At 39.6% G+C, this 24,863-nt stretch carries 17 protein-coding genes; 9 read left to right on the top strand and 8 right to left on the bottom strand.

What is annotated here, in order from left to right:
* Positions 1–89 precede the first annotated feature (89 nt).
* Both RMX89_RS28230 and RMX89_RS28225 read right to left on the bottom strand, forming a co-directional pair.
* Entirely contained in the window at positions 90–455 is a 366-nt protein-coding gene (locus RMX89_RS28230) for a Lin0512 family protein (protein ID WP_322685873.1), read from the bottom strand.
* 104 nt (positions 456–559) lie between these two features.
* Positions 560–928, bottom strand: a complete 369-nt coding sequence (locus tag RMX89_RS28225; RefSeq protein WP_322673992.1) for a cyclic nucleotide-binding domain-containing protein — start codon at positions 926–928, stop codon at positions 560–562.
* A gap of 434 nt (positions 929–1,362) precedes the next feature.
* On the opposite strand from RMX89_RS28225, the gene ileS reads away from it, so the two are divergent.
* Together ileS and RMX89_RS28215 are read left to right on the top strand one after the other, a co-directional pair.
* A complete protein-coding gene (ileS, locus tag RMX89_RS28220) occupies positions 1,363–4,293 on the top strand; it encodes an isoleucine--tRNA ligase (RefSeq protein ID WP_322691255.1) in 2,931 nt (976 codons plus the stop codon).
* A 785-nt stretch (positions 4,294–5,078) separates the two neighbouring features.
* Complete coding sequence (locus RMX89_RS28215) at positions 5,079–6,230, top strand: histidine decarboxylase (RefSeq protein ID WP_322691254.1); 1,152 nt, start codon at positions 5,079–5,081, stop codon at positions 6,228–6,230.
* 74 nt (positions 6,231–6,304) lie between these two features.
* Here the strand turns inward: RMX89_RS28215 and RMX89_RS28210 are convergent, their stop codons facing one another.
* The gene (locus RMX89_RS28210) at positions 6,305–9,688 is read right to left on the bottom strand and encodes an amino acid permease (RefSeq protein WP_322691253.1); all 3,384 of its coding nucleotides are present in this window, start codon (positions 9,686–9,688) and stop codon (positions 6,305–6,307) included.
* 422 nt (positions 9,689–10,110) lie between these two features.
* The gene (locus RMX89_RS28205; RefSeq protein ID WP_322691252.1) at positions 10,111–10,995 is read right to left on the bottom strand and encodes a ParA family protein; all 885 of its coding nucleotides are present in this window, start codon (positions 10,993–10,995) and stop codon (positions 10,111–10,113) included.
* Positions 10,996–11,533: 538 nt separating this feature from the next.
* Between RMX89_RS28205 and RMX89_RS28200 the strand changes: the two genes are divergently transcribed.
* The 3 genes from RMX89_RS28200 (at position 11,534) to RMX89_RS28190 (ending at position 13,166) form a co-directional block, all read left to right on the top strand.
* Positions 11,534–11,944: a 2TM domain-containing protein gene (locus RMX89_RS28200; protein ID WP_322691251.1), complete on the top strand. Its 411-nt coding sequence runs from the start codon at positions 11,534–11,536 to the stop codon at positions 11,942–11,944.
* A gap of 298 nt (positions 11,945–12,242) precedes the next feature.
* Positions 12,243–12,566: a phasin family protein gene (locus RMX89_RS28195; protein ID WP_094352173.1), complete on the top strand. Its 324-nt coding sequence runs from the start codon at positions 12,243–12,245 to the stop codon at positions 12,564–12,566.
* A gap of 78 nt (positions 12,567–12,644) precedes the next feature.
* Entirely contained in the window at positions 12,645–13,166 is a 522-nt protein-coding gene (locus tag RMX89_RS28190) for an FKBP-type peptidyl-prolyl cis-trans isomerase (RefSeq protein WP_322691250.1), read from the top strand.
* A 185-nt stretch (positions 13,167–13,351) separates the two neighbouring features.
* Here the strand turns inward: RMX89_RS28190 and RMX89_RS28185 are convergent, their stop codons facing one another.
* The 4 genes from RMX89_RS28185 to gloB form a co-directional block, all read right to left on the bottom strand.
* Positions 13,352–13,870, bottom strand: coding sequence for an alpha-ketoglutarate-dependent dioxygenase AlkB (locus tag RMX89_RS28185; protein WP_322691249.1), 519 nt, complete (start codon positions 13,868–13,870; stop codon positions 13,352–13,354).
* A gap of 24 nt (positions 13,871–13,894) precedes the next feature.
* The gene (dnaB, locus tag RMX89_RS28180; protein WP_322691248.1) at positions 13,895–16,510 is read right to left on the bottom strand and encodes a replicative DNA helicase; all 2,616 of its coding nucleotides are present in this window, start codon (positions 16,508–16,510) and stop codon (positions 13,895–13,897) included.
* A gap of 144 nt (positions 16,511–16,654) precedes the next feature.
* A complete protein-coding gene (gene rplI / locus RMX89_RS28175) occupies positions 16,655–17,113 on the bottom strand; it encodes a 50S ribosomal protein L9 (RefSeq protein WP_322674026.1) in 459 nt (152 codons plus the stop codon).
* 302 nt (positions 17,114–17,415) lie between these two features.
* The gene (gloB, locus tag RMX89_RS28170; protein ID WP_322691256.1) at positions 17,416–18,189 is read right to left on the bottom strand and encodes a hydroxyacylglutathione hydrolase; all 774 of its coding nucleotides are present in this window, start codon (positions 18,187–18,189) and stop codon (positions 17,416–17,418) included.
* Positions 18,190–18,621: 432 nt separating this feature from the next.
* Between gloB and RMX89_RS28165 the strand changes: the two genes are divergently transcribed.
* The 4 genes from RMX89_RS28165 to RMX89_RS28150 all read left to right on the top strand — a co-directional run bounded on the left by RMX89_RS28165 (position 18,622) and on the right by RMX89_RS28150 (position 24,840).
* Positions 18,622–19,986, top strand: a complete 1,365-nt coding sequence (locus RMX89_RS28165; RefSeq protein WP_322691247.1) for a glycosyltransferase — start codon at positions 18,622–18,624, stop codon at positions 19,984–19,986.
* Positions 19,987–20,108: 122 nt separating this feature from the next.
* Complete coding sequence (locus RMX89_RS28160; RefSeq protein ID WP_322691246.1) at positions 20,109–21,272, top strand: glycosyltransferase family 4 protein; 1,164 nt, start codon at positions 20,109–20,111, stop codon at positions 21,270–21,272.
* 41 nt (positions 21,273–21,313) lie between these two features.
* Complete coding sequence (locus RMX89_RS28155; protein ID WP_322691245.1) at positions 21,314–23,554, top strand: ATP-binding cassette domain-containing protein; 2,241 nt, start codon at positions 21,314–21,316, stop codon at positions 23,552–23,554.
* 68 nt (positions 23,555–23,622) lie between these two features.
* A complete protein-coding gene (locus RMX89_RS28150; protein ID WP_322691244.1) occupies positions 23,623–24,840 on the top strand; it encodes a glycosyltransferase in 1,218 nt (405 codons plus the stop codon).
* Positions 24,841–24,863 lie beyond the last annotated feature (23 nt).

Raw genomic sequence — 24,863 nt, 5'->3', positions numbered from 1 at the left:
GTAATCGCTGAAATTCCTTTGCCGTATACATTTACCATTTTCGGATAAGTCTTTTTATAAGTTTCTGATTTCTATAGGAATTGCCTCAGCTACTCATCTTCGATTAGAACTGTAACAGCAGCGATCGCAATCAACATTTCGTCATTTTTATCGTTGAGTTCGGGAATCGCCCGCCCTTGAACGATCATCCCCCCAGATTCTACGGTGAGGGTTTTTCGCCCAAATGGTAATACAGCGAGTACTTCTTCTTCTCTAACTTGTTCGGGATATGGTACTGCCACCTGAACCTCTATAATCATTTGATTGGGATGATTTAAACCTGCGACTTCCCAAACACCAGGTAAGGCATTGTGAGCGATCGCATTACGTACTGCCCTAGATGCTGCTACTGTTGGTTCTTGTCCGTGTTGATCGATTCCCATCCCCATTTCGATAATCAAGCGTTTACGCGCCATTGCTAACTCCGGTAAATCTTGCATCTTGACACTAAAAAAGGCAGAAGTTAAAGAAGCTACTTGGAAAAACACTTTGCTACTTACTGCATCCTCCTGCCTCTGCCTCACACCATACGTTGCAAGCGATTCAGACGCTCTGAGTAACTTTTCATTACCTGTAGAGCAAACACAGGTGTTTCCTGAACGGCAAAGAGAAACCCTTGCTCATCAAGAAAACCCAGCTTGGTATCCACCTTGGCAATAGCTGCGTAAGTTCTACTTTTTACTCCTACAAGTACCCCTGCACCAAAAATTTCGCCTGTTCCAACGGTTTCTACAATCTTGCCATTGACTAATATATCTACCTCTCCTTCGATAATTCCATACATTTCATCACCAGACTGTCCTTCTTCAAAGATGACTTGACCTGCTGAAAATACTTTAGGGTCGGGTTGTTTTTGAAAGATACTGACTGTGACTACAGGACTTAGCATTAGAGCAACCCCAAAATTATTTATTTTTAGACGAAACTTTTTGATAGCTTTAGGCGAACCCAGAAAAGTATACTACTTTCTGTTGGTTAACTCTCAATCTCCGCAAAATTCCTGATTAGTCTGCTTATCGCCTAGAAACTTCTCTCTGGTTTTACTACGCAAAACCGTCTCTCTCTTCGTCAAAGAGACAGTTTTACCCCACCCTAACCCTCCCCTTATAAAGGGGAGGGAACTAAATTTTCTATTTCCCCCCAAAACATCGGGGGGATTAAGGGGGGTAATTCGACTTGTGTATGCACGGTAGCCGAAGCTGAGAGGGGTTGGGGGAAGGTCAAATAATACTTATCAAACTCAGGTTAAAATAGCGAATTTTGGTTTTCATACCATCTTCTATAATTAATAAAACCTGCACACCTAATTTTAGGCATGAGACTGTGACCGAATCAGGAAGTTACAAAGATACTGTAAACCTACCCAAGACTAATTTTGATATGCGGGCAAACGCAATCAAGCGTGAGCCTGAAATCCAAAAATTTTGGGAAGAAAATAAAATTTACGATCGCCTCTTTGAAAATAACCCCGGCGAATTATTTATACTCCACGATGGGCCTCCCTACGCTAATGGCTCACTCCATATTGGTCATGCCTTAAATAAAATTCTCAAAGATATTATTAACCGCTACCAAATGTTACAAGGGCGTAAAGTTCGCTACGTTCCTGGTTGGGATTGTCACGGATTGCCGATTGAGTTGAAAGTTTTGCAGAATATGAAGTCAGCAGAACGGCAAAACTTAACATCTTTACAACTGCGGCAAAAAGCGAAGGAATTTGGTCTAGCGACGGTAAACGACCAGCGCCAAAATTTTAAACGTTACGGTATTTGGGGTGATTGGGATAACCCTTATCTAACTCTGAAGCCGGAATATGAAGCGGCTCAAATTGGCGTGTTTGGTCAGATGTTCTTAAAAGGCTATATCTATCGCGGTTTAAAGCCGGTTCACTGGAGTCCGAGTTCTCATACCGCTTTGGCGGAAGCTGAGTTGGAATATCCTGAAGGTCACGTTTCCCGCAGTATCTATGCAGCTTTTGCAATCACAAGTTTGGCGGAAACTGTAAAACCACTGTTGGCGGAATATCAGTCAGATTTGGGTGTGGCTATCTGGACGACTACACCTTGGACAATTCCAGGGAATTTGGCTGTGGCGGTGAATGCAGATTTGAATTATGCAGTGGTGGAAGTGGAACCCCACCCCCTAACCCCCTCCCCGCAAGCAGGGAGGGGGAGTGAGGAAGTTTCTTCCCCCTCTCCGTTAACGGTGAGGTTCCGTTATCTTATCGTTGCTGCTGATTTAGTGGAACGTTTATCTTCAACCTTAGGAGTTGAGTTAACTGTAAAAGCCACCTTCAAGGGGAATGATTTAGAACATACTACTTATCGTCATCCTCTATATGACCGCGAAAGTCCGATTGTTGTCGGCGGCGATTACATCACAACTGAATCGGGTACGGGGTTGGTACATACTGCTCCCGGTCATGGTCAAGAAGATTACATTGTTGGTCAGCGTTACGGTTTGCCCATCCTTGCACCAGTGGATGACAATGGCAATTTTACCGAAGAAGCGGGAGAATTTGCGGGGTTGAATGTTCTGGGTGATGGGAATCAAGCGGTAATTGATGCACTGGCTGCGGCTGGTTCTTTGTTGAAGGAAGAACCATATCCCCACAAATATCCTTATGATTGGCGGACGAAAAAGCCGACAATTTTCCGCGCCACGGAACAATGGTTTGCCTCTGTGGAAGGATTTCGGGAAGAAGCATTAAAGGCGATCGCCACGGTAAAATGGATTCCAGCCCAAGGTGAAAATCGGATTACGCCAATGGTGGCAGAACGTTCCGATTGGTGTATCTCTCGTCAACGCGTTTGGGGTGTACCCATTCCCGTTTTCTACGACGAAGCTAGGGGAGAACCACTGCTGAACGAAGAAACAATCAACCACGTCCAAGGAATCATCGCAGAAAAAGGTTCCGATGCTTGGTGGGAACTTTCAGTTGAGGAATTATTACCAGAATCTTATCGTAATAATGGCAAGTCTTACCGCCGGGGTACAGACACAATGGATGTATGGTTTGATTCTGGCTCATCTTGGGCAGCTGTTGTCCAACAGCGTCCATTACGCTACCCTGCTGATATATATTTGGAAGGTTCTGACCAACATCGCGGTTGGTTTCAATCCAGTTTGCTTACCAGTGTAGCGGTAAATGACATTGCACCTTACAAAACTGTGCTAACTCACGGCTTCGCTTTGGACGAACAAGGGCGAAAGATGAGTAAGTCTGAAGGAAATGTAGTCGATCCAAATACAATCATTGAAGGCGGAAAAAATCAAAAAGTAGAACCGCCTTACGGTGCAGATGTATTGCGATTGTGGGTATCATCGGTTGACTACTCCGGCGATGTTCGCATTGGCAAAAACATCATTAAGCAAATGAATGATGTTAGAGGCAAAATTCGCAATACGGCGCGGTTTTTGTTGGGTAGCTTGGATGATTTTGACCCGGAAAAAGATGCAGTTCCTTTTGAAGAATTGCCAGAACTTGACCGTTATATGCTGCACCGCATCACCGAAGTGTTTGAAGAAGTAACCGTTGCCTTTGAGAGTTTCCAATTCTTCCGCTTTTTCCAAACAGTACAGAATTTCTGCGTGGTAGATTTATCCAACTTTTATTTAGATGTTGCCAAAGATAGGCTGTACATCAGTGCAAAAGATGCTTTCCGCCGTCGCAGTTGTCAAACGGTGCTGAAGATAGCAATAGATAATTTAGCACGAGCGATCGCACCAGTGTTATCTCACACTGCCGAAGATATCTGGCAATATCTCCCCTACAAAACACCTTACAAATCGGTATTTGAAGCCGGTTGGGTGCAGGTTGAGGAAAAATGGCGTAATCCAGAGTTAGCAGAATTTTGGGAAACGCTGCGACAACTCCGCACCGATGTGAATAAAGTGTTGGAACAAGCCAGGATAGAAAAACTCATTGGTTCTTCTCTGGAGGCGAAAGCTTTGATTCATATACCTAACAAACAATTAGGCGATGCTATCAAAGCCTTTAACCCGGTTAAGGGTAACGGGATTGACGAACTGCGGTATTTATTGCTGACTTCCCAGGTGGAATTATTAGATTCTGCTGAAGGATTGCAAGGATTGAAATATACAGCGCAGACGGAAGACTGGGGAATTGGAGTAACGAATGCAGACGGGCAAAAATGCGATCGCTGTTGGAACTACTCTATTCATGTGGGAGAATCAGCAGAACATCCCTTAATTTGCGAACGGTGTGTTGCAGCCTTAGCTGGAGAGTTTTAAAAGCAAAAATTCCACAGCACTAGCAAACTACAAATGGCTAAATGCACTGACAGCAGTTTTCTTTTACATGAAGTACAAAACTACAGGATTTGAGGCAAAAGACAGAAACAAGCAAGTAGAAACTCTTGATGTTTGATACCTGAGTCCTGCATTTTGTGCCTCATCTACTGGAAAACTGCAAGAATATAGAGACGAGCAGTGCTAAGTCTCTATTAGAGGATGTTTGAAAAGTCCTCTTGTTGGTAGCAAAACGTTCCAGATCCCCCTAAATCCCCCAATTTATTGGGGGACTTTAATTCCGGTTCCCCCCAATTTATCGAGGGGTTAGGGGGGATCAACAAGTGCCTAAAATCATAGGTAACTACTTTTCAAACAACCTTTTAGCGTTCTATATAACCGATATTTAATTTCTAGAAATCTCTTTTTAACACGATGAAGTCCGCTTATGCGGACTTTGCTGTATAGCCTAGTCATTCCCAGAAATTACGCAACTGGCACAAAGTTAAATATGTAATTAAATCAGGTTGCAGTCAGCGAGTGAAAGAATATTTTACGTAATACGTATTCTGGTTATTTCGTAATATGCAGAAGTTTCAAGTGTAATATACTATGGCAAAAAAAAATTGGGTATTATTACTGAATATTTATCAGTATTGTCACTGTATTATCTTCTCTTAAAGCGATGAAATAGGTTATTATTAAAAAAAAATAAAGGTATGGATTAATACGTGTAATCTGGTTTAAAACATCCATTAACTCAATCAAAATTTAAGAGATAGAGAGATATGTCAAACAAAATTGCTAAGGAATTGGCTGATTTTCTGGTGCAAATAGAACAGCGATCGCAGTTTCATACAGGCTATCCATATAATTTAAGTTGTGATTACAGTGCGATCGGTAAATTTTTCAATCTTCTATTAAATAATGCTGGAGATCCATATATTGAACCAGATTTTGGTCTCCATTCTCGTAAGTTTGAGCAAGAAGTATTATCTTTTTTTGCCCAACTTTATAAAATACCAGAAAATCAGTTTTGGGGTTATGTTACTGCTGGCGGAACTGAAGGTAATTTATATGGAATGTTCTTAGCAAGAGAAATCTACCCTGATGGTATTCTTTACTCATCACAAGACTCTCATTACTCCATACCAAAAGCAGCAAAATTATTCCGCATTCAACACAATGTTGTTAACTCACAAATTAATGGAGAAATGAATTATGAACATTTTGAAAAACTGATTAGCGAAAATCGCAATTATCCTGCGATCGTAAATTTAAATATTGGGACTACTGTCAAAGGCGCAATTGATAACTTAGACAAAGTTCTCGAAATTTTAGAACGCAATCAAATTAAAGATTACTACATTCATTGTGATGCCGCCCTTTCAGGATTAATATTACCCTTTCTAGATGGCGCTCCACAAGTTAACTTTCAAAAACCGATAGATAGTATAGCTATTTCTGCTAAATTCATTGGTTCGCCCTTGCCTTGCGGTGTAGTTTTAACCAAGAAAAAATGGGTAGAAAAAGTTGAAACAGCAATTGAATATATTGGTTCATCAGATACAACCATTCTGGGTTCCAGAAACGGTCATACCCCTCTGATTCTTTGGTATGCAATGAAAACAAGAGGTTATGATGGATTAGCCAAAGAAGCAAAGACTTGTATAGATAATGCTCAATATCTTTTCCAACAACTTAAAATCAGAGAATATCCATGTATGCTCAATAAATTTTCCAATACCGTAGTGTTTCAAAAACCTTCTCAAAGATTAATTAAAAAGTGGCAGCTAGCGATTTATGAAAATTGGGTACACATTATAGTCATGCAAAATATCGATCGGCACAAAATAGATACTTTTGTTAACGAACTTTTATTAGAAGAAGGATTAGTTGATAACGTAGATAATTTCCACCTACAATCAACACTACACTAAGAATAGATTCCCAAATGAAATTAATCACCCAGTTTAACAAAGTGTTTCTTTAAAAAGAATTTGCTCTCAAGATTTTATCTTTTTAAAAAGTTTTTTCCGCACAAGTTAGCAGCAAGGAGTATTTCTACTTCAGACCGTTCCATAGGTGGTAAGAAAAAATACCCTTGCCCATAATCACATCGTAAAGCCTTCAATTGTACTAATTGGTCTACAGTTTCTATGCCTTCTGCTGTTACAGACATATTTAAATTATGGGCTAATGTCACAATCGCTCGAATAATTTCTAAATTTTCTCCTTGACTACCTATACTGGTGACAAAAGAGCGGTCAATCTTAATGGTTTTGATTGGTAGGCGATGTAGATAACTCAAGGATGAATAGCCAGTCCCAAAATCATCCATGTGCATTTCAACATTCAGCGCTGTTAATTGGGAAAGCACAGTGGTAGCTAATTCAAAATTATCCATCAACAAGCTTTCAGTAATCTCCAATTTCAAACAGCATGGCTTCAGTCCAGTTTGCTGCAAAATATGTTTAACTTGTTTAAACACATCAGGTTGTGTGATTTGTTTACCAGAAAAATTTACGCTAATCGTCAAAGGTTGTGAGATAGGAAATTGTTTATGCCATTTCTGCATTTGGTGACAGGCTTCATAAAGCACCCATTGCCCGATACTAACAATCATTCCAGTTTCCTCAGCTAGGGGAATAAAATCTTGAGGAGAAATAAGTCCTCGTTCTGGATGATACCAACGTATCAGTGCTTCAAATCCAATAATTTTGCCAGTTGTCAGAGAAACAATTGGCTGGTAATTAAGGCGAAATTCTTCTTGCTTGAGCAGCGCATTTCGCAGAGCAGTTTCTAACTCTAAAAGCAAAGCTGCACCCTCGTGCATCTTTGGATCAAAAACCTCATAACGTGCCTTACCAAGTGATTTGGCACAATACATTGCCACATCAGCATCGCGTACAATCTGTGCTGCTTGCTCATAATCTGCTCTACTCAAAGCGATGCCAATACTAACATTAGTAAACACGCGATGCTCATTTAATTGAAATGGCAAAGCTAGCACCTTTTTAATTCGCTCGGCTACCTGTATTGCGGTGTTGATATCCTCAATTTCCTCAATTAAGATTGTGAACTCATCTCCGCCAAAACGAGCTACTATGTCTCCGCCTCGCAGAACTGACTTGAGCCGATGAGAAATTGCAATCAGAAGTTGATTTCCTAGTAGATGTCCAAGGCTGTCATTAACAACTTTAAAGCGATCTAGGTCTAAGAATAGTACGGCAAATAAATAATTATTTTGCTGTTTAGACTGTTCTATTGCCTGCTGCACCCGCTCCATAAATAACCGTTGATTAGGTAATCCAGTTAGCCCATCATGAAGACTATTGTGCAGTAATTGTTCTTGTGCTTCTTGACGTTTAACAATGTCTTGTTGAAGTTGTTTATTAACCCTAATAAGTTCAATAGTGCGTTCTAGCACCAACTGCTCAAGTTGATAACGATACTGGATTAATTCTTTCTCTGCTAGCTTCCGCTTAGTGATATCACGGACAATAACAATATACTCCCGTAGCAAAGAATTAAATGGCTGGGAAATCGTTGATTCAACAATTCGCAAACCTTGGTTAATTTTCAAGCTTTGCTCGCTTCTAGTAGACCATTGCTCCGGTTTGCCGCGATAGCATATTAGAAGTTGATTTAAATTTCGCCCAAGTAGCTGCTGAACACTTGTTTGAAATAATTCTTCAGCAGCGGCATTTGTCTGAGAAATTGTCCCATCTTCATCTAATACTAAAACAGTATCTGGAACAGTATCGAGAGTAGTGATAAATAGGTTTCTTGCTTGTTTGCGTGCTTCATCAATAGCAATGATTTGTGGTAAGGTTGTCCAACAAGCGATCGCAACCCCTGTAAAAGAAAGCGTCACTAATAAAATCGCTAGAAAGGAATTTTGAGGATGATTAGAAAATCTATCTAAAAAATCGCGAATAACCCAACTGATTGTGGCAGTAATACAAATTAATGATACTAAAACAATCACTTGTAATACTACAAAATCTGGATTATTTCTACTAGGCTTAGTATCGTAACGCTGTGTCCACCAATTTGGATGTAATGGCGCAAATCTTAACTGCCTTAGAACTAAATCTCCAATTGTCAAAATAATGGGTAATAATAATCCCACTAAGAAATCTCTCCAGTTCCAAGCTAAACCTCCCACTATTAGAACTACCGCTTCGACCATGAAAAAACCAAGTGACCACCAAGGCCATAACACGTATGGTTTGCCACGACACATCCATAATCCCAGATGTAGCCCCATAATAGACATGAGATAACAGGTGCCTGCTACTGTGACAAGTTGAGATATATTTCCCAAATTTAGACAAAGCAAACTGAGTAGAAAGGTAACTAAAATAGCAGGAACAAGGACACCTTGACGGGAAACTAATGCAAATATAGGAGAAAGCTGTCTGTCTAGGGCAAGCTGGTATAATATCCGAGGAGAGTTAGAAACTGCTGTAGCAGAACTTAGAAGGCAAGATATAGTAATTAGAAGTGTTACTAGAAAAGGGGCAGATTCACCCCAAAAAGGCTTAGAAGCCGCTACTAGATTTAAGAACGCATCCTCACCTATTGTTGAATTTGGAGCCGAACGCATTAATACCCAAGAACCACCAAGAAACACCGGAGGAATTAACCAAGCAGCTACGGTTAAAAACTTTAAAGTTTTATATGGGTGGCGGCTATCAGCAACAAATGAAGAAGTGGTTTCACAAGCATAAATTGAATAGCTAGCTAGAAAAAACCATTTTGCCCATTCTTGAAAGCTCAGGCTATGGGTGCTAGTTGGGAGAAAATTAAAATTAGCAGGTGAAAAGGCTAACCATAATACGCCTTGAACACAAAATAATAACAGTAATAAAATTGCTGGGAATACAAAAAATAAATGTAGGAGTGCTAAAGCACGGGTACCACTGAACGCTAAAATAAAAGGAATCGCTGTAAATAAAACTTTTAAAAAAGTTTCTGGACAAGAAATACCTAATGTTTCAAAATTGACTTTAATTAAGTTGGTGAGAATAATCGCATATAGTGCAGGTGCTGCTGCCCAGCTAAAAAAGTATCCTAATGCTACGTAACGGCCTAAGCCAGGAAACTTCTTTAATAGCCTTGTGGTATAGTTTGGTGTTCCTCCGGCAACATCTGACCAATGCCTACCTAAACTTTGTACCTGCAAGTTAAGCAAAAAGGAGATAATCGTGCCAAAAAACCAAACTAAGATAGCTTTCGGGCCTAACGCTGCATGAATGATAGGGGCAGTACCAATCCATCCAACATGACCAGTTAACCCAAAGCCCCAGGTTTCGAGATAACTTAGAGTCCGTGGTAGGCGCATTAGCAAGTGCTGATTATTCCCCGCCTGTGCAGAATCGTTACTAACCATTGTTTCTTAGTGAGATTTACTGACCTTTTCACTCAATAGCTGAATCTCACCAATTATAGCTTCCGTATAACTGCTGAACTTTAAGAAAGGATAACTTATTTGTTACTGAATTGGGGATTTTGGATTTTAGATTGACCTTATGCCTAAAGAGTTTTCTTGGATAGAGAATTTTCAATTAGTTATTTGAGATTTATTCCATATAGCTTGTTTCTCACTGAGTAAGTATAAATTCTCTTTCTTTAGACCGTTATAAAAATTGAAAGGTTCAGATTTGTGACCTACTTAATAGACATAGACATCTCCAAAAATAAATTATTCATTGCCCGAAACCCTTGTAAAGACGTAGCATTACTACGTCTTTACATTGATATCTTTAATTTAATAAATCGGAAATCGTGTTGTTCATCAATAATTAACTAGAGCTATAGCTTTTGCAACAACTCCTGAGTTAATTGCAAGAAAGCTTTTGAACCTGCTGATTGGGGAGCAATTAAAACAGCTGGCATAAAACTATCAACAGCCTTAGCAACATTGACATCAACAGGTATTTGTACCTTACAAATTTTTTCGACACCAAAATCTTCGACAACGCGATGCATTACTTGTTTATAGTATCTGCCAGTGAGCAGGTTAGCACTGGACATACTAAATACAATTCCCAACATTTTTATATCTATCTTGGTTTCATGTCCGTGACTATCTTTTAATTGGGCAATCCGTCTTTCTAAGAGTTGAATACCCACTACAGATAATGGTTCTGGTTTTGCAGGAAGTATGTAGAAATCACTGGCAGCTAAAGCGCTACGAGTCAAGAGATTATAGCCCGGTGCGCAATCGAGAAGGATAAAATCATATTCTTGATGTACTGGTTTTAAGATATTATTAATTAAGACTCTTTCAAAGCGATTCCAAATCGTTTCAAAGTCTTGTTCGCCCAAAGCAGTTGCTTGCTGATGCAGCATTTCGGAAACAACAAATTCATCATATAAATCAATGTCTCCCGGCAATAAATCTAGTCCGGTAAGATTACAAACTTGGGATTGGATAATATCCTGAATTGTAAATTTTGCTTGGGGGTCTGGATTGATAACTTCGTCTATCAGATACCTAAATGTCTTACTTTGTTTACGAAGCTTGGCAAAATTTAAAGGCGACATCAAACTGAGTGTGGCACTAATTTGGCTGTCTAAATCAAGGACAAGCACCCGCTTGCCATGATTTTTAGCTAAACAGATAGCTAAATTGACGGTGAGGGTGGTTTTACCAACACCACCTTTCATATTGGCAGTAGCAATTACATATCCCATTGATTGAGTCCTCTATTGACGCATTCCCACTAGTGATCTGTCCCATTAAATATTATGGGTTTGTAGTAAGCACAAAGCCTGCTTAAAAATCCAGGACTAAAGTCTTTACTACGAACTTATTCACCCCTCGTAACTAATAGGACAGACTACTAGGTAGCGTACACCTCTGCTGATATTTTAAATCTTTCATTAAATTTAATATTTTCAGAAATTCAAAAGAGTGATTTCAACGATTTTTACTTATTGAGGCAGTAACATGTAGTTGGCTCTTTACCTGGAATCGAGCTACCAGCCTCCTTTACTCCATAATGACAATAGTTTGGCTTAATCCCGTAACAGCTTGCTCTCCAAAGCAATTATAGAAGTATTGACAAATACAGTAGCCCTAAATCAATTGTGAGAAAATAACAGTGTTGTGAATATCACTAAGTATTGAGTGCAAAATGTGGATACATTTGCTAATTGAATTGAACGAAGCCGATCGATAATTTCGTGAAATCAAAGGCGCATTTACACACAAACTTATAAGGTAATTAAAATGACTTACGATTCCAAAGATGTAGAACAAATCTTGCAAAAAGCACTCACTCGTAAAGACAAAGGTGAATTTTCACGAGAACAGCTTTTAGAAATGGCATCTGAGTTAGGTATTTCTTCTAATATTTTGGCAGCAACTGAACAAAAGTGGTTGGCTCAACAAGAAGAGGAACGTTCGCGACACACATTTAATACTTTCCGACGCAGAGCCTTTTGGACACACTTTGTTTCTTTCCTAGCGGTGAATTTATTCCTAATTCTTGTAAATTTAATCACTAGTCCTAGTTATTTTTGGGCGATTTTCCCAGTATTAGGATGGGGGTTAGGATTATTTTTTCATTGGTGGAGTGTTTATCAGAGTAAATCAGAGGATGACGAAATCGCTTTTCAGAAATGGCGTACACAAGTTTAACTTTCAATCTCAGATATTCAGCACTGTCTAAATAAAATTTTCCCATGAAATACTCACACTCACCCTTTGCAGTGAGTGTGAGTATTGTAATTTATAGGGAAATCCCCTCTAATATCGCAAAAATAGGTAAATTTGGGCAATCTTAAACTTGAGGAGTTATATAACTACCTCCTTTGATCTTTGTGCTTGCCAATTTGCCAAAATAGAGCTGTAGGCTAGAATAACTACGCTTTAAGAAGCTTGATTGCCTAGACTCAGCAGCAAGGGTCGGCTGGTTAATAAGTAAGAGGAAGGGAGTATGGACAACAACAATTGGTTGCAACAGCTAATGATGGTCGGTCTTGGTACAACGTCTATAGTCGCAGAAAAACTGCGGCAAGTCAGCGATGATTTAGTTAAAGACGGTAAGCTCAACCCTGAGCAAGCCAAGGCGGTAATAGATGATATTGCCCAGCAGTTAAAGTCGGAGCAGGGAAACTTCGATGTGCAAATGCAACGACAAATGCGAAACATGATGCAGGATTTGGGGGTGGCTCGCCAGTCGGAAGTGGACGAACTGAGGGGTAGAATTGACCGTTTAGAGCGTCAATTACGCGATTTAGAAAATAAGCTTTGGCGTTAGAATGCCCTTTCTGATTTAAACTAAATGTGTCCTGTTGGTAATCTTTTTGCCAGGATACCTAAGTAAGGAGAACTGATTTTGAAACCAATTTTCCTCAGCGTGGCCTTCATGCTGGTGTGTGTTGTGCTTTTGATTGTAGGGCAAGTAAGTAGTAAACAGAATACTGCCATTGCTGCCGAGTTAACTAAAACGCCGCCAGTATCCACAACTGTAACTGAAAACAATATCTTAATTGCGAGTAATACTATGTCTGATGCTAATGCTGTAACCACTCCCTCTGGATTAAAGTATGTGGAGTTAAAAGAAGGGACTGGGGCGACTCCTAAACCTGGACAAACGGTTGAAGTTCACTATGTGGGCACTCTAGAAGATGGTACTAAGTTTGATAGTTCACGCGATCGCGGCCAACCCTTCAGCTTTAAAATCGGTGCTGGACAGGTAATCAAAGGTTGGGATGAAGGACTTAGCACTATGAAAGTAGGCGGTAAGCGTAAGTTAATCATTCCATCTGAATTAGGCTATGGCGCTCGTGGTGCTGGTGGCGTGATTCCACCCAACGCCACTCTAATTTTTGAAGTGGAATTGCTGGGAGTTAAATAGGGACTGGGGACTAGGGATTGGGTACTGGGAACAAGGAGGAGTTATTAACATAAGTTTCTATTCTCTCTGTTCTGAATGCCCAATACCCTATCAGATAAATTAGGTATTTCAAACTACAGATGGGACAGAAGTATAGCTAGAAAAGATGAGAAAAAGTATCTGTAACTTTAATCGGACTGCCGCGACTATACCAACAATCTAAAGGTCAAACTGATACGCCCGAATGTTTCTGGTTGCTTGAGAATTCCATGCTTCCAGTATTCCTGCGTCTTTTGAGACATAAAAAGTAGAGAACCACTTTTGAGTAAGTAACTATGTTCAATGATTTTGTCTAGCTTATTTTGAAATGTAATTATTCTTTCAGCCCCTAACGAAATAATAGAGATACCAGTATCGTCCATGAGTTCATCAATTGAATCGGAGTGAAATCCCATTGTTGAGTTACCATTTGTGTAATAATTGACTAAACAATTGTTTGGTCGAAACCCAAAGTGTTTTTCAAGCCGATCAATAATAGGAATTAACTCATTCAGCATCGGGCATGAGTCGTAAGAAATGTTTGAGTAATTATATGGTGAACCAAAGCTAGCTGTTTTTCGTGCCTGTATACGCTCATCCCAGTTAATTATGGATACAAGACTATTAAATAGAGAATGACTATTCGGCAAAAATACATCATTAATGAGTAAATCAGGCTCATTCATTGCTCAAATAATTACTTAGTCTGGCTAAATTTTTAAATTTTGAAACTTTGTAAATTGTGGATTAAACAAAAGTTTCGCAGTACCTGTAGGGCCGTTGCGATGTTTAGCTATAATTACTTCTGCAATGCCGCGATCGGGAGTATCGGGAGAGTAATATTCATCGCGGTATAACATGATTACTAAATCCGCATCTTGTTCGATCGAACCGGATTCTCTCAAATCAGATAACATTGGACGCTTGTTAGTACGTGCTTCCACTCCTCGACTCAACTGAGATAAGGCAATTACTGGTACAGATAATTCCCGCGCTAAACCTTTGAGTTGACGCGTAATTTTTGATAATTCTTGTACGCGATTATCACCTGCTCCTTCCATCAATTGCAGGTAATCTATTACAATTAATCCTAATTCAGTGCCAATTTCAGCTTGCAGTCTTCTTGACTGACTACGCATTTGTGTAACTGTAATATTCGGCGTGTCATCAATATAAATTGGCATCTCGGAAAGTATACCAATAGCACGGCTTAAAGGTTCCCACTGTGTTTGACTCAGCCGCCCAGTTCGCAAATAACTACTTTCAATTTGCGCTTCACTAGCTAATAGACGTTGCGTCAGTTGCTCTTTAGACATTTCCAAGCTGAAAAAAGCAACTGGTAACTTATAAGAAGCAGCGATATTATGAGCTAGATTCAGACAGAACGCGGTATTGTGAACACAGATATCATTGGCGACAAAATTGTGTGTTTCTGGGATTGTTAAGTCATAAACTTGTTTGCATCCCATCGATTCAATCGAAACTATTTCATCCCAGTACACATCACTCGCTGCTAACTGTTGAAGTGGCGAATTTTCTAAAGTACTTGCTAATATCCAAAGCCTTTCTCGTGTTAAAGCACGTTTCCCAACATGGATATTTGAATATCCTTGAATTCCGGCACGTTGAGCTAAAAGAGTCCAAGGTTCATTACCTTTAGCTGTTGTTATCTGTTCCCAAATTTCTATGGGAATGAGGTCAAGATTTGTTTGATATCTCTTTTTAGCTATTGCATCTGCGACCTTAGTTAATGCCTCTTCTTTGCCAAAAATACCAATTTCTGAGATAAAGTTTTTGATGCTTTGGGCATCAGTAATATCTAATTGCCAAGCTTGTCTGCGAGTGTCTTTATATTTCACAGAGCGTTCTTTCAGACTCGCAATAATTCCAAATCGCAATAACAAATGTTGTATTTGTCTAGCTAATTTTTCGCTGACAGTACAGTAGCCTAACTGCGATTGACCGCTTGTAAGTACTGTAGCCCATCCATCGGTTGCAAATAAACGATTGAGGAATAAGGAAACTTGCGATCGCTCCAATTTAAAAATAGCTTGCGGAATGATTTTGGCATCAGCTTTTTTGCCCCATAGTCCTATGTTTTCCAACCATGTTGTTAAAGGATTCTTTTGTCCTTGAGACATAGCTGCATAGAGTATTGGGGTGCGTTCACTCCTAATTTCTATCCTAACTTTCAACTTGGGTGAAAAGCTGATAACAGCGTATGTGAAATCATTTTGGATGCGAGAGTTAATATTAGTAAATTCTGGTGTTGAATCTGTTAAGCACCCATCACCTATAAAATATGCCAATAATTTAACTTCACACTCGCGGATAGTTTCTGTACCAAATACATTAAGTTTACGAGCTACAGCAATTTTATCCCCTACTCTTAATTCTGAAAGTTGTCGCCATCCATTGATGGTTAAATAAGGATGGATGATAGTACTTTCAATATATCGTCCTAAGCGAGTAGTAACACTAAAAACTGGTTTAATGCCGTCATTAACAAAGGCTGAAGCTTGAGTTAAATGAAACTTCCAATCATTTCCTAAAGTTATTAACTCAGCTTGCCGACGATGATATATTTCTTTAATAGTTGAGATACTCCCGTCACTCAAAAGTATTTCCACATTTTCATGCAAACATTTCCCCATCGATGGACGGCCCGCAATAATAATTAAATCAGAACGCTGAAAGCCGCTAGTCATGGCATCTAAATCGTAAAATCCGCAGGGAATTCCAGGTAAAGCGATGCCTTGATTTCTATCTTCAATATCCTGGAAATTATTAATTAGAGTATCAGAAATGTGAACTAAACCCGATTGGGGACGCTCTTGAGTAACACCGAAAACTTTCTGTTCTGCCCGATCTAAAACTTGTGGTAACTCGGTTTCTGTTTCGTAACCAAGATGTACAATTTCATTGCCAGCTTTAATTAATTGTCGCCGCAGGTATTTTTCCATCACTAACCCTGCTAAGGCGTCGATGTTAACTGCTGACACTGTACGGTCTACCAGAGTTGCTAATTTATTTCTACCACCTATCCGGGCTAGCATTTCATGGTCGGTCAGCCAACTTGTCACAGAGAGTAAGTCTGTGGGTTTACCTTGAGTGTGGAGCCTCACAGCTGCTTGATAAATATCTTTGTGAGCGCTAATGTAAAAAGCTTCAGGAAGGAGGCGATCGCTAACTCGACTAATCGCTTCTGGATCTAGCAAAATACCCCCCAAAATCGCTTCTTCCGCCTCAATATTTTGTGGTGGAAGGCGTAGTTGACCGCCGTTGGCATCGCTACCTAGCCCTTGAAAACTCAATTCTTCAGCCATAAACGATTTTATTTTGAGATTTTGCTAGAGACGCGATTAATCGCGTCTGTGTAGGATTAGAGACGCGATTAATCGCGTCTGTACAAGAGTTAGGAGTTTCTCTTGCTCCCTCATCCCCCTTATCCCTTTGTCCCTCTTTTGAGATTAACTAGCTACTACTTGAATATCGACTTGCGCCGCTACTTCTGAATGCAGCTTAATTTCGGCTTGATAAGTACCAAGGTGGTTAATATCGGGGATGGTAATTCCACGCCGATCGATTTCTTGACCGGTGGCTGCCTTAATTGCATCTACAACATCTTGGGTGGTGATAGTACCGAAAATTGCTTCGTTTTCACCAACTTGTTTAGCAATTGTCAAGCTGCCAACTTTTTCTAAAGATTCTTTTTGCTCAAGAGCTTGTTGTCTGAGTTCTAATTGCCGTTGACGCTCTTGCTCGCGACGGCGTTCTACTTGCTTGAGAATACCAGGAGTGGCATTGGTTGCCAATTTCTGGGGAATCAGATAGTTACGAGCGTAGCCAGGAGCTACTTCCACTAAGTCGCCAGATTTTCCCAGCTTGCTGATATCCTGATTTAAAACTAACTGCACGCGTTTCGCCATCGTTTTTCGTTTTTCCGGTAAAATATGATTAATTTGGGTTTGGGCAGCATAGCTCACAATCTCAGTGCTGTATTCCAAGCTTTTTGGCCTAATACCCTAAAGCTTACAGATCGTAGCGAAAGAAAGGGTGCGATCGCAACTATTAGCGCTAGAAAGTTGAGGAGTGGAGGCAGGGGAGCAGAGGAGCAGGGGAGACAAGGGAGACAAAGGGACAAGGAGATAAACAAAACTCTTAACTCTTAACTCCTAACTCAGCACTCAGCACTCAGCACTCAGCACTCCTAACGTCCAATGCCCAATACCTAAAAGTTATTTTTCATTTCCCGTATCCGCGCAAAGGTTTCCACTCCATCGCTACCCTTAACGGTTGATTGTAATGATGGTTGATCCCAACGTAAAAAGGGATTGGTTTGCTTCTCCATTCCCAGCAGCGAGGGTATGGTAGCTTCTCCTCGACTACGGAAAGTTTTCACTTCATTGAAGCGTTTTTGTAAGTCGGCATTGTCGCCATCCACAGTGAGGGCAAATTGCAGATTTCCTAAAGTGTATTCGTGGGCACACCAAATACGCGTATCATCTGGTAAAGAGCGCAGTTTGCTTAAAGAATCTACCATTTGGGTTGGTGTTCCTTCAAACAAGCGACCGCAACCGCCAGAAAATAAGGTATCGCCGCAAAATAAATCGCCTGTCTCACCAGATTTTTCGGGGGGAAAGTAGTAAGCTATGTGAGCGCGGGTATGTCCGGGAACAAAAATAACTTCAGCTGTGCGATCTGCAAACTGGACGCGATCGCCTTGTTGCAAAAACACCTGCTGTCCGGGAATTCGCCCGCGATCTTCGATGCCACCGTAGACTGTTAGTTGCGGGAAGTGTTCTATTAATTTCTGATTGCCACCTACATGGTCATTGTGGTGGTGTGTGTTGAAAATCGCCACCAACTCAGCTTTTAACTGTGCAAGTTGCTTTAGTACTGGTTCAGCCTCTGCTGGATCGACAACCGCAGCAATTTGTTTCTGGCGATCCACCAGCAAAAATATGTAGTTATCTGAGAGTGCCTCAAGCCTGATTACTTCCATCACTCAATATCTCCCTTTCCAGTAAATACTTTGGAACTTTTCAACAATCTTAAATATCTCAATCAGAAAAGGTTGAGAAAGTCCATAAATACTATGATAGTACACAACCGTAATAATACTTAAAACTATGCTAATTAACTATAAATTATGATTTGGGTATATCAGTAAAATTTCTCTGGGAGGAAGTGTAAAAGCTAAGTTAGATTTATTCTGTTCTTTTTGTCCTAAATTGTCTTTTTTACTCAAAAACACCAAATCAGTCATCGAAAAATTTTTATTTGTACATATTAACTATTAATACGGATAATACGGAATTTTATAGATTCACCTTGGATTATTTATAAAAGATAGATGTTAATAACAACTAAATAGAGCAATCAATCGTGGTGAAAAAAAGATGAGCTTTCCAATTTTTCATTTGCAGGTTCATAAATGAAGCTAATCCATACAACTAGCTGGTATTTTCCAGATTCATCAGCCGGTGCTGAAGTATACTTAGATTCACTACTGCATGGCTTACAAGTACATGGACTCGAAAGTATTGTCGCTGCTCCTAAACAAGGTACAGAGGAAGATACTTACGAATACAATGGCATCTGTGTTTATCGTTATCCTGTTTTTCCTAACCCCAGCAAGATACAGGTACACAAACAGCTACCCCACGGCGGCTTTAAAACTTTTGCTAATTGGCTAGAAAACAATCGAGCCGATATATACCATCAACATTCATGGCGATTTGACTGCGGTTTACATCATCTTGCTCTCGCCCGCCAGTTAGGGATGGCTACTGTAGTCACCGTCCACATACCTGAACCTATATGTCTGCGTGGTACGATGATGCGCTGGGGTGAAGAACCTTGCAATGGGCTGATTGACTCTGTTAATTGTAGTCAATGTTTGGGAGTAGCAAAACAAGTATCGCCTTGGATACTTAAGGCTTTAGGTGAAGTTCCCTTGGATGTTGGCATAGCAGCAGAAACAAAATTACTTACTTCTAAAAGTTTTAAGCTACGCCTGCTTGGTAAAACTCTTGGTATTCCTACCCTAGTGTCTCAACATAGACGCAATTTGATGCAACTAGCAAAACTAGCCGATCGCATTGTTGTAACGAGTAATTGGCAATACAATGCTTTTGTTGCAAACAAGGTTCCTCCCGAAAAACTTACTGTCTCTCGGCAAGGTGTTGCTAACACTTTTAAACGTGAAGTAACACCAAACAAATTACAAAATTCTACATTAAAAATCGGCTTTTTGGGTCGCTGGCAAGAAACTAAAGGGGTACAAGTTTTAGTAGAAGCGGTACATAGTCTACCAAATGATATACCTGTGGAGTTAATTCTTCATGCTACTCATCCGGGAAAATACGGTGCCGCCAATCGGGAAAAAGTTATGGCGATCGCGGCTCGCGATCCCCGAATTCGGATTGCTGAACCACTTTCACGCGAAGCAGTACCAGACGCATTAGCAGGTTTCGATATACTAGCAATACCGTCGCAGTGGTTAGAAACTGGCCCCATAGTTGCCTTAGAAGCACAAGCTATGGGCATTCCCGTACTAGGTTCAAATTTAGGAGGGATTGCTGAGTTAGTCAATCACGGCATCGATGGTTGGTTAGTTCCAGCTAAAGATGTCCAAGCATGGGCACAAGCGATCGCAACTTTAGCCAAAGACGCCGATTTACTAGCTAAGTTACGTCAAGGTATCCAGCCAGTACGTACAATGGATACTGTTGCTTCAGAGATGTTGGCACTTTACCATGAAATCTTAAAAATTCCTCAGAAAAACTTTATATCTTGATGAATTGACACCGAATTTATTTAGTTGCTTCAACTCCGACAAAACAAATTAAATTAATATTTACAGATTTAGCAACATCTGACAAATATTGGGAAAATTAAATAAAAATAAGTATAAAAATAGTGAAAAATTTTTCTAAAATATCCTTGTTGGTTTCCGATTTATCAAGTGCAGCAATTCTGCGTGCATACTTGATAGCAAAAGCTCTTAATCAGTTAGGATATGAAGTTGAAATTATGGGCTTTTTATTTGGAAATAACTTCTATTTAAATTTACCATCACAATTCAACGTTTATAACTTACCAGGCAAAGACTTTCCAGAGTTTTTTGGAGAAATTCAAAAATTTTTACCAAAAATAAATGGCGATATAATTTATGCTATCAAACCACAAATAGCAAGTTTTGGAGTTGGAATATTAAGGAAAATATTCACTAGAAAGCCATTAATTTTAGATATAGATGATTGGGAACTTAGCTGGCATGGCGGTGATAACTGGCATTATCATCCTACACCCAAAGAATTAGCTAGGGATTTGTTGAAACCACAGGGCGCACTCAAAAATCCTCATCATACTTTATATGTGAAATGGATGGAAGGTTTGGTAAGCCACGCTGATGCTGTGACAGTGCATACTAAATTTTTGCAGCAGCGTTTTGGTGGTACATTTGTTCCGAATGGCAAAGATGTTTCTTTATTCGATCCCGCTCAATATGATGCTGAGTCCAGTAGGAATCGTTATGGTTTATCTGAATATCGGATTTTAATGTTTCCCGGCGCGCCAAGACCTTATAAAGGTTTAGAAGATGTTCTGATCGCGCTCGATAAACTTAATCAACCAGACTTGAGACTAGTAATTGTAGGTGGTAGTCCTTATGATGATTATGATAAACAACTTCAACAAAAGTGGGGACGTTGGATTATCAAATTACCTAAGTATCCAGCCGACGTTATGCCTGACTTGGTAGCAGCTGCTCACATTGTAGTTGTTCCCCAGCGAGATACTCCAGAAACTCGCGCTCAATTTCCCTTGAAGTTGACAGATGGGATGGCAATGGCTAAACCTGTATTATCAACACGCGTTGGAGATATTCCCCAACTTTTAGGTGATACTGGTTATTTAGTCGAGCCTGGTTGTCCTGAGCAAATTGCTGAACAAATTCAATTGATTTTTCAGAATTTAGAGTCAGCAAACCAGAAAGGTATCAAGGCAAGAGAAAGATGTGTGAAACACTATAGCATCGAGGCTATGGCTTCTGTGCTCAAATCAGTAATTGCTCAGTTGTGAATAATATTATTAATTAAGTTAAATTGGCATAAAAATACCCAATGTCTACCAGAAAACTAATACTAAGATTCGCCAAACCCTATCCAGGTTTAATTATCCTAACAATGCTGTTGGGATTTTCTGGTGCTTTATTTAATGGTGTCGGTGTAACTTTGATTGTGCCAGTAATTTTGAGAATTGTCGGACAACCAGTAGATTTAACTGGTTTTCCTCCGATTCTCAAAGCTGTGATGTTTCCATTTGATAATCTTCCCGAAAATTCTCGGAATTTGGGAATGGCTGGAATAATTATATTAATAATTTTCTTAAAAAACTTATCTAGTTATTTTAGTATTTTAACATCGAGTGTTTTCACTCGGAGACTAAATGCGGATATTCGCGAAGCTAGCTTAGAATTATTGCTAGATATTGATATAGACTATTATTCAAAAACGAAAGTAGGCGATATTATTAATCGCCTTGGTTCGGAAACTGCCCGCACTTCTAGCGCTATCGGGAGTATTATTAATTTAATTATTTTAATAATTACAATTTTAGTTTTCGTTGGTTTATTATTAGCAATTTCTTGGCAGCTAACCATCGCAGCAACAATTTTATTGGGTTTTATAACATTAATCAATCAATACACAATTAGTAGAGCGAAAAAATTTGGTCAACAACTATCAGAAATGTCTACATCTTATTCCATCAGTGTTTTAGAAACATTGAATGGAATTCGTTTAGTAAAGTCAACTGCCAATGAAGACAGAGAATATCAAAAAATTACTAAATTAATCCGCGATCGCGAGAAAGCAGATTTTCAATCTCAGATAAACTCACAAGCGATCGGGCCGATAAGTGAGGTGATGGGAGTTATAGCCTTACTTTTGATTGTATTCTTGAGTAAAACTTTCTTTGCCAACCAGATTTCTTTCCTTTCAACGGTACTACTGACATATTTATTAGTATTACTGCGACTGCTACCTTTGGTCTCTCAGTTAAATAGTCTTCGTAGTAGCTTTGCCAATAGTGCTACTAGCGTAGAAATAGTGAGTGAGTTTTTAAGTCGCGATCGCAAGCCGTTTATGAAAAACGGTAATCTAATCTACACAGAATTAAAAGAAGGAATAGGTTTTAATTCACTTTCCTTTGCCTACCCCAGTCATGAAAAGTTAGTACTCAAAGATGTAAATTTATTTTTACCCCGTGCGACAACTCTTGCTTTGGTAGGTGGTTCTGGTGCAGGTAAGTCAACCTTGGCTGACCTCTTACCCAGATTTTACGATCCGACATCTGGCAGTATCTCTATCGATGGCACAGACCTGCGTGATTTTGATATCAAATCTCTCAGATCGCACATGGGAATTGTCAGTCAAGATACATTTCTCTTTAATGACTCGGTGCGAAATAACATTGCTTATGGAAGACCGGAAGCTACAGAAGATGAAATTATCTCAGCAGCCAAACGAGCAAATGCTTATGAATTTATTGATAAATTACCTCAAGGATTCGACAGTCAAATTGGCGATCGCGGTGTGATGTTGTCTGGTGGACAAAGGCAAAGATTAGCGATCGCTCGCGCCCTCCTGCAAAATCCAGAAATTTTGATTTTAGATGAAGCCACCAGCGCTTTAGATACCGTTTCCGAACGCTTAGTACAAGCTGCACTCGACGACTTAAGTCGCGATCGCACAACCCTGGTAATTGCTCACCGCCTTTCCACAGTCCAAAAAGCCGATCAAATTGCCGTATTAGATCGAGGACAGGTGGTAGAAGTAGGAACCCATGAAGCACTTTTACAAAAAGGGGGTTACTACTCACGCCTCTACTCAATGCAATTTGCCGATCAGACTGAAGTTTCCACCAAAACTAATCCCAGCTTTAACCGCATTTCTCACGAACTGCGTACAAGGCTTAACTCAATGATTGGTTTCCTCGGACTATTAGTTGACGATCTAGTAGACAATTCTCAAGAACGCCAGGAATTAATTGACCAATCATACAACTCAGCCTTAAGAGTTCTCAACGCTATCGATCTCTTCAGCGATGTAGTTAACCTGAAAATTAACTGGCAGTCATCGTCAGATATAGACCAAAATCAAGATGAAAATAACCAGTATCAAAACTTTGGTCATATCTCGGATGAGTTTCGCAAGTGTCTCTATCCTCTAATTAGCTCTCTACGCTTGCTAGCCGATAAATTAGAATCCGAACCTCAAAAACAAAATCTATTAATTACAGAATCTTATAAATCTGCTATTTACCTATTAGATGTATTAAAACTTTTTGAAAATCAAATTTAATTTTAGTTAATGTCAGGAACAAAAGTACTTATACCACAATCTTAAAAAACCTATAATACCCAAAAAAAATGGTAAATTCTTCCAAGAAAAATCAATATATTTTCTACACCGGAGAGCTATCATTCAAGCCAGACACAGCACACGAAATTCATGATGTTCTTTGTGCCAACGCCGCAGCTAACTTAGGCTACTCCTCAGTTTTAATTTATCCAGATAAAAAAAATTCTTCTGTTAATCTACTATCGTTAATTTATCCTTATAAGCCCAAAAGACCCGGAAAAGAATTTATCGAATTTTACGATGTTCAAGAAAAACTCAAAATTGCAGCATTACCAATGCCTTGGCCTATCGATCGAATCGGTGGTAAATTTACTAATTCTAGTACAGTCGTAACCAAATATTATTTACCAGTTCATATCCTACCTCATACTAAAGTTGTCCACACGCGAGATTGGAACTTTGTCAAAGCCGCAGTCAAAAATAAAGTTCCGACAATTTATGAACGTCACTACTTTCAAGACCGAAAATTTGAGCAAGAAATTGTCCGCAGTCCCTATTTTAAAATAGCCATAACTCAGTCAGAACCCATCCGGCAAAGCCTAATAGAAAATGGAATGCCACCGGAAAAAGTAGTTTGGCTACATAACGGATTCAATCAATCATTTTCAATCAGACAGCCCGAATCAGCCGAAAGGTGGCGGCAAGAATTGCTTATAAATGGAGGTAAGCATTTAGTTGTCTATTCAGGCGCTTTGTATCCTTTCAAAGGAGTCGATCTCTTAATTGATTCTGCTAAAGAATTACCAGAAATTCAGTTTGTCATCACCGGAGGAACAGAAGCACAAGTACAAGCATATCAACAAATAGTCAGAGATAAAAATGTCGAAAACGTTAAATTCTTAGGCTGGATACTTCCACGAGAACGATTAGTCAGCTTGTTTCAAGCAGCTGATATTTTGGTTCATCCTCACTGCGCTGGAAAATCAGCAGATTTCACGAATCCAGTTAAGTTTTTTCAGTACATGGCTGCTGGCACTCCTATAGTTGCAACTGAGATTCCACCTTTAATGGAATTCAAAACATCACCTTTGATTGCCAGTTGGTGTACACCAGATAACCCGCATAAACTTGCCGAATCTATTCAACAAACTTTAGAAACTTATCCCAGAAAATTAGAGGGTTATGCAGCTAGTATAGATTTTGCCCAGCAATTTTCTTGGGAAAATAGAATTACCAAAATATTAAGCTACGTAGAAGAGGATCAACGTCCACCAATTTTAGGATAACGGTACAAAAATAACCGAATAAA

The sequence above is a fragment of the Nostoc sp. DedSLP04 genome (assembly GCF_034530775.1).
GTDB lineage: Bacteria > Cyanobacteriota > Cyanobacteriia > Cyanobacteriales > Nostocaceae > Nostoc.
Note: the sequence above shows the minus strand (reverse complement) of the source record. Positions and strands in the feature narration are given on the sequence as shown.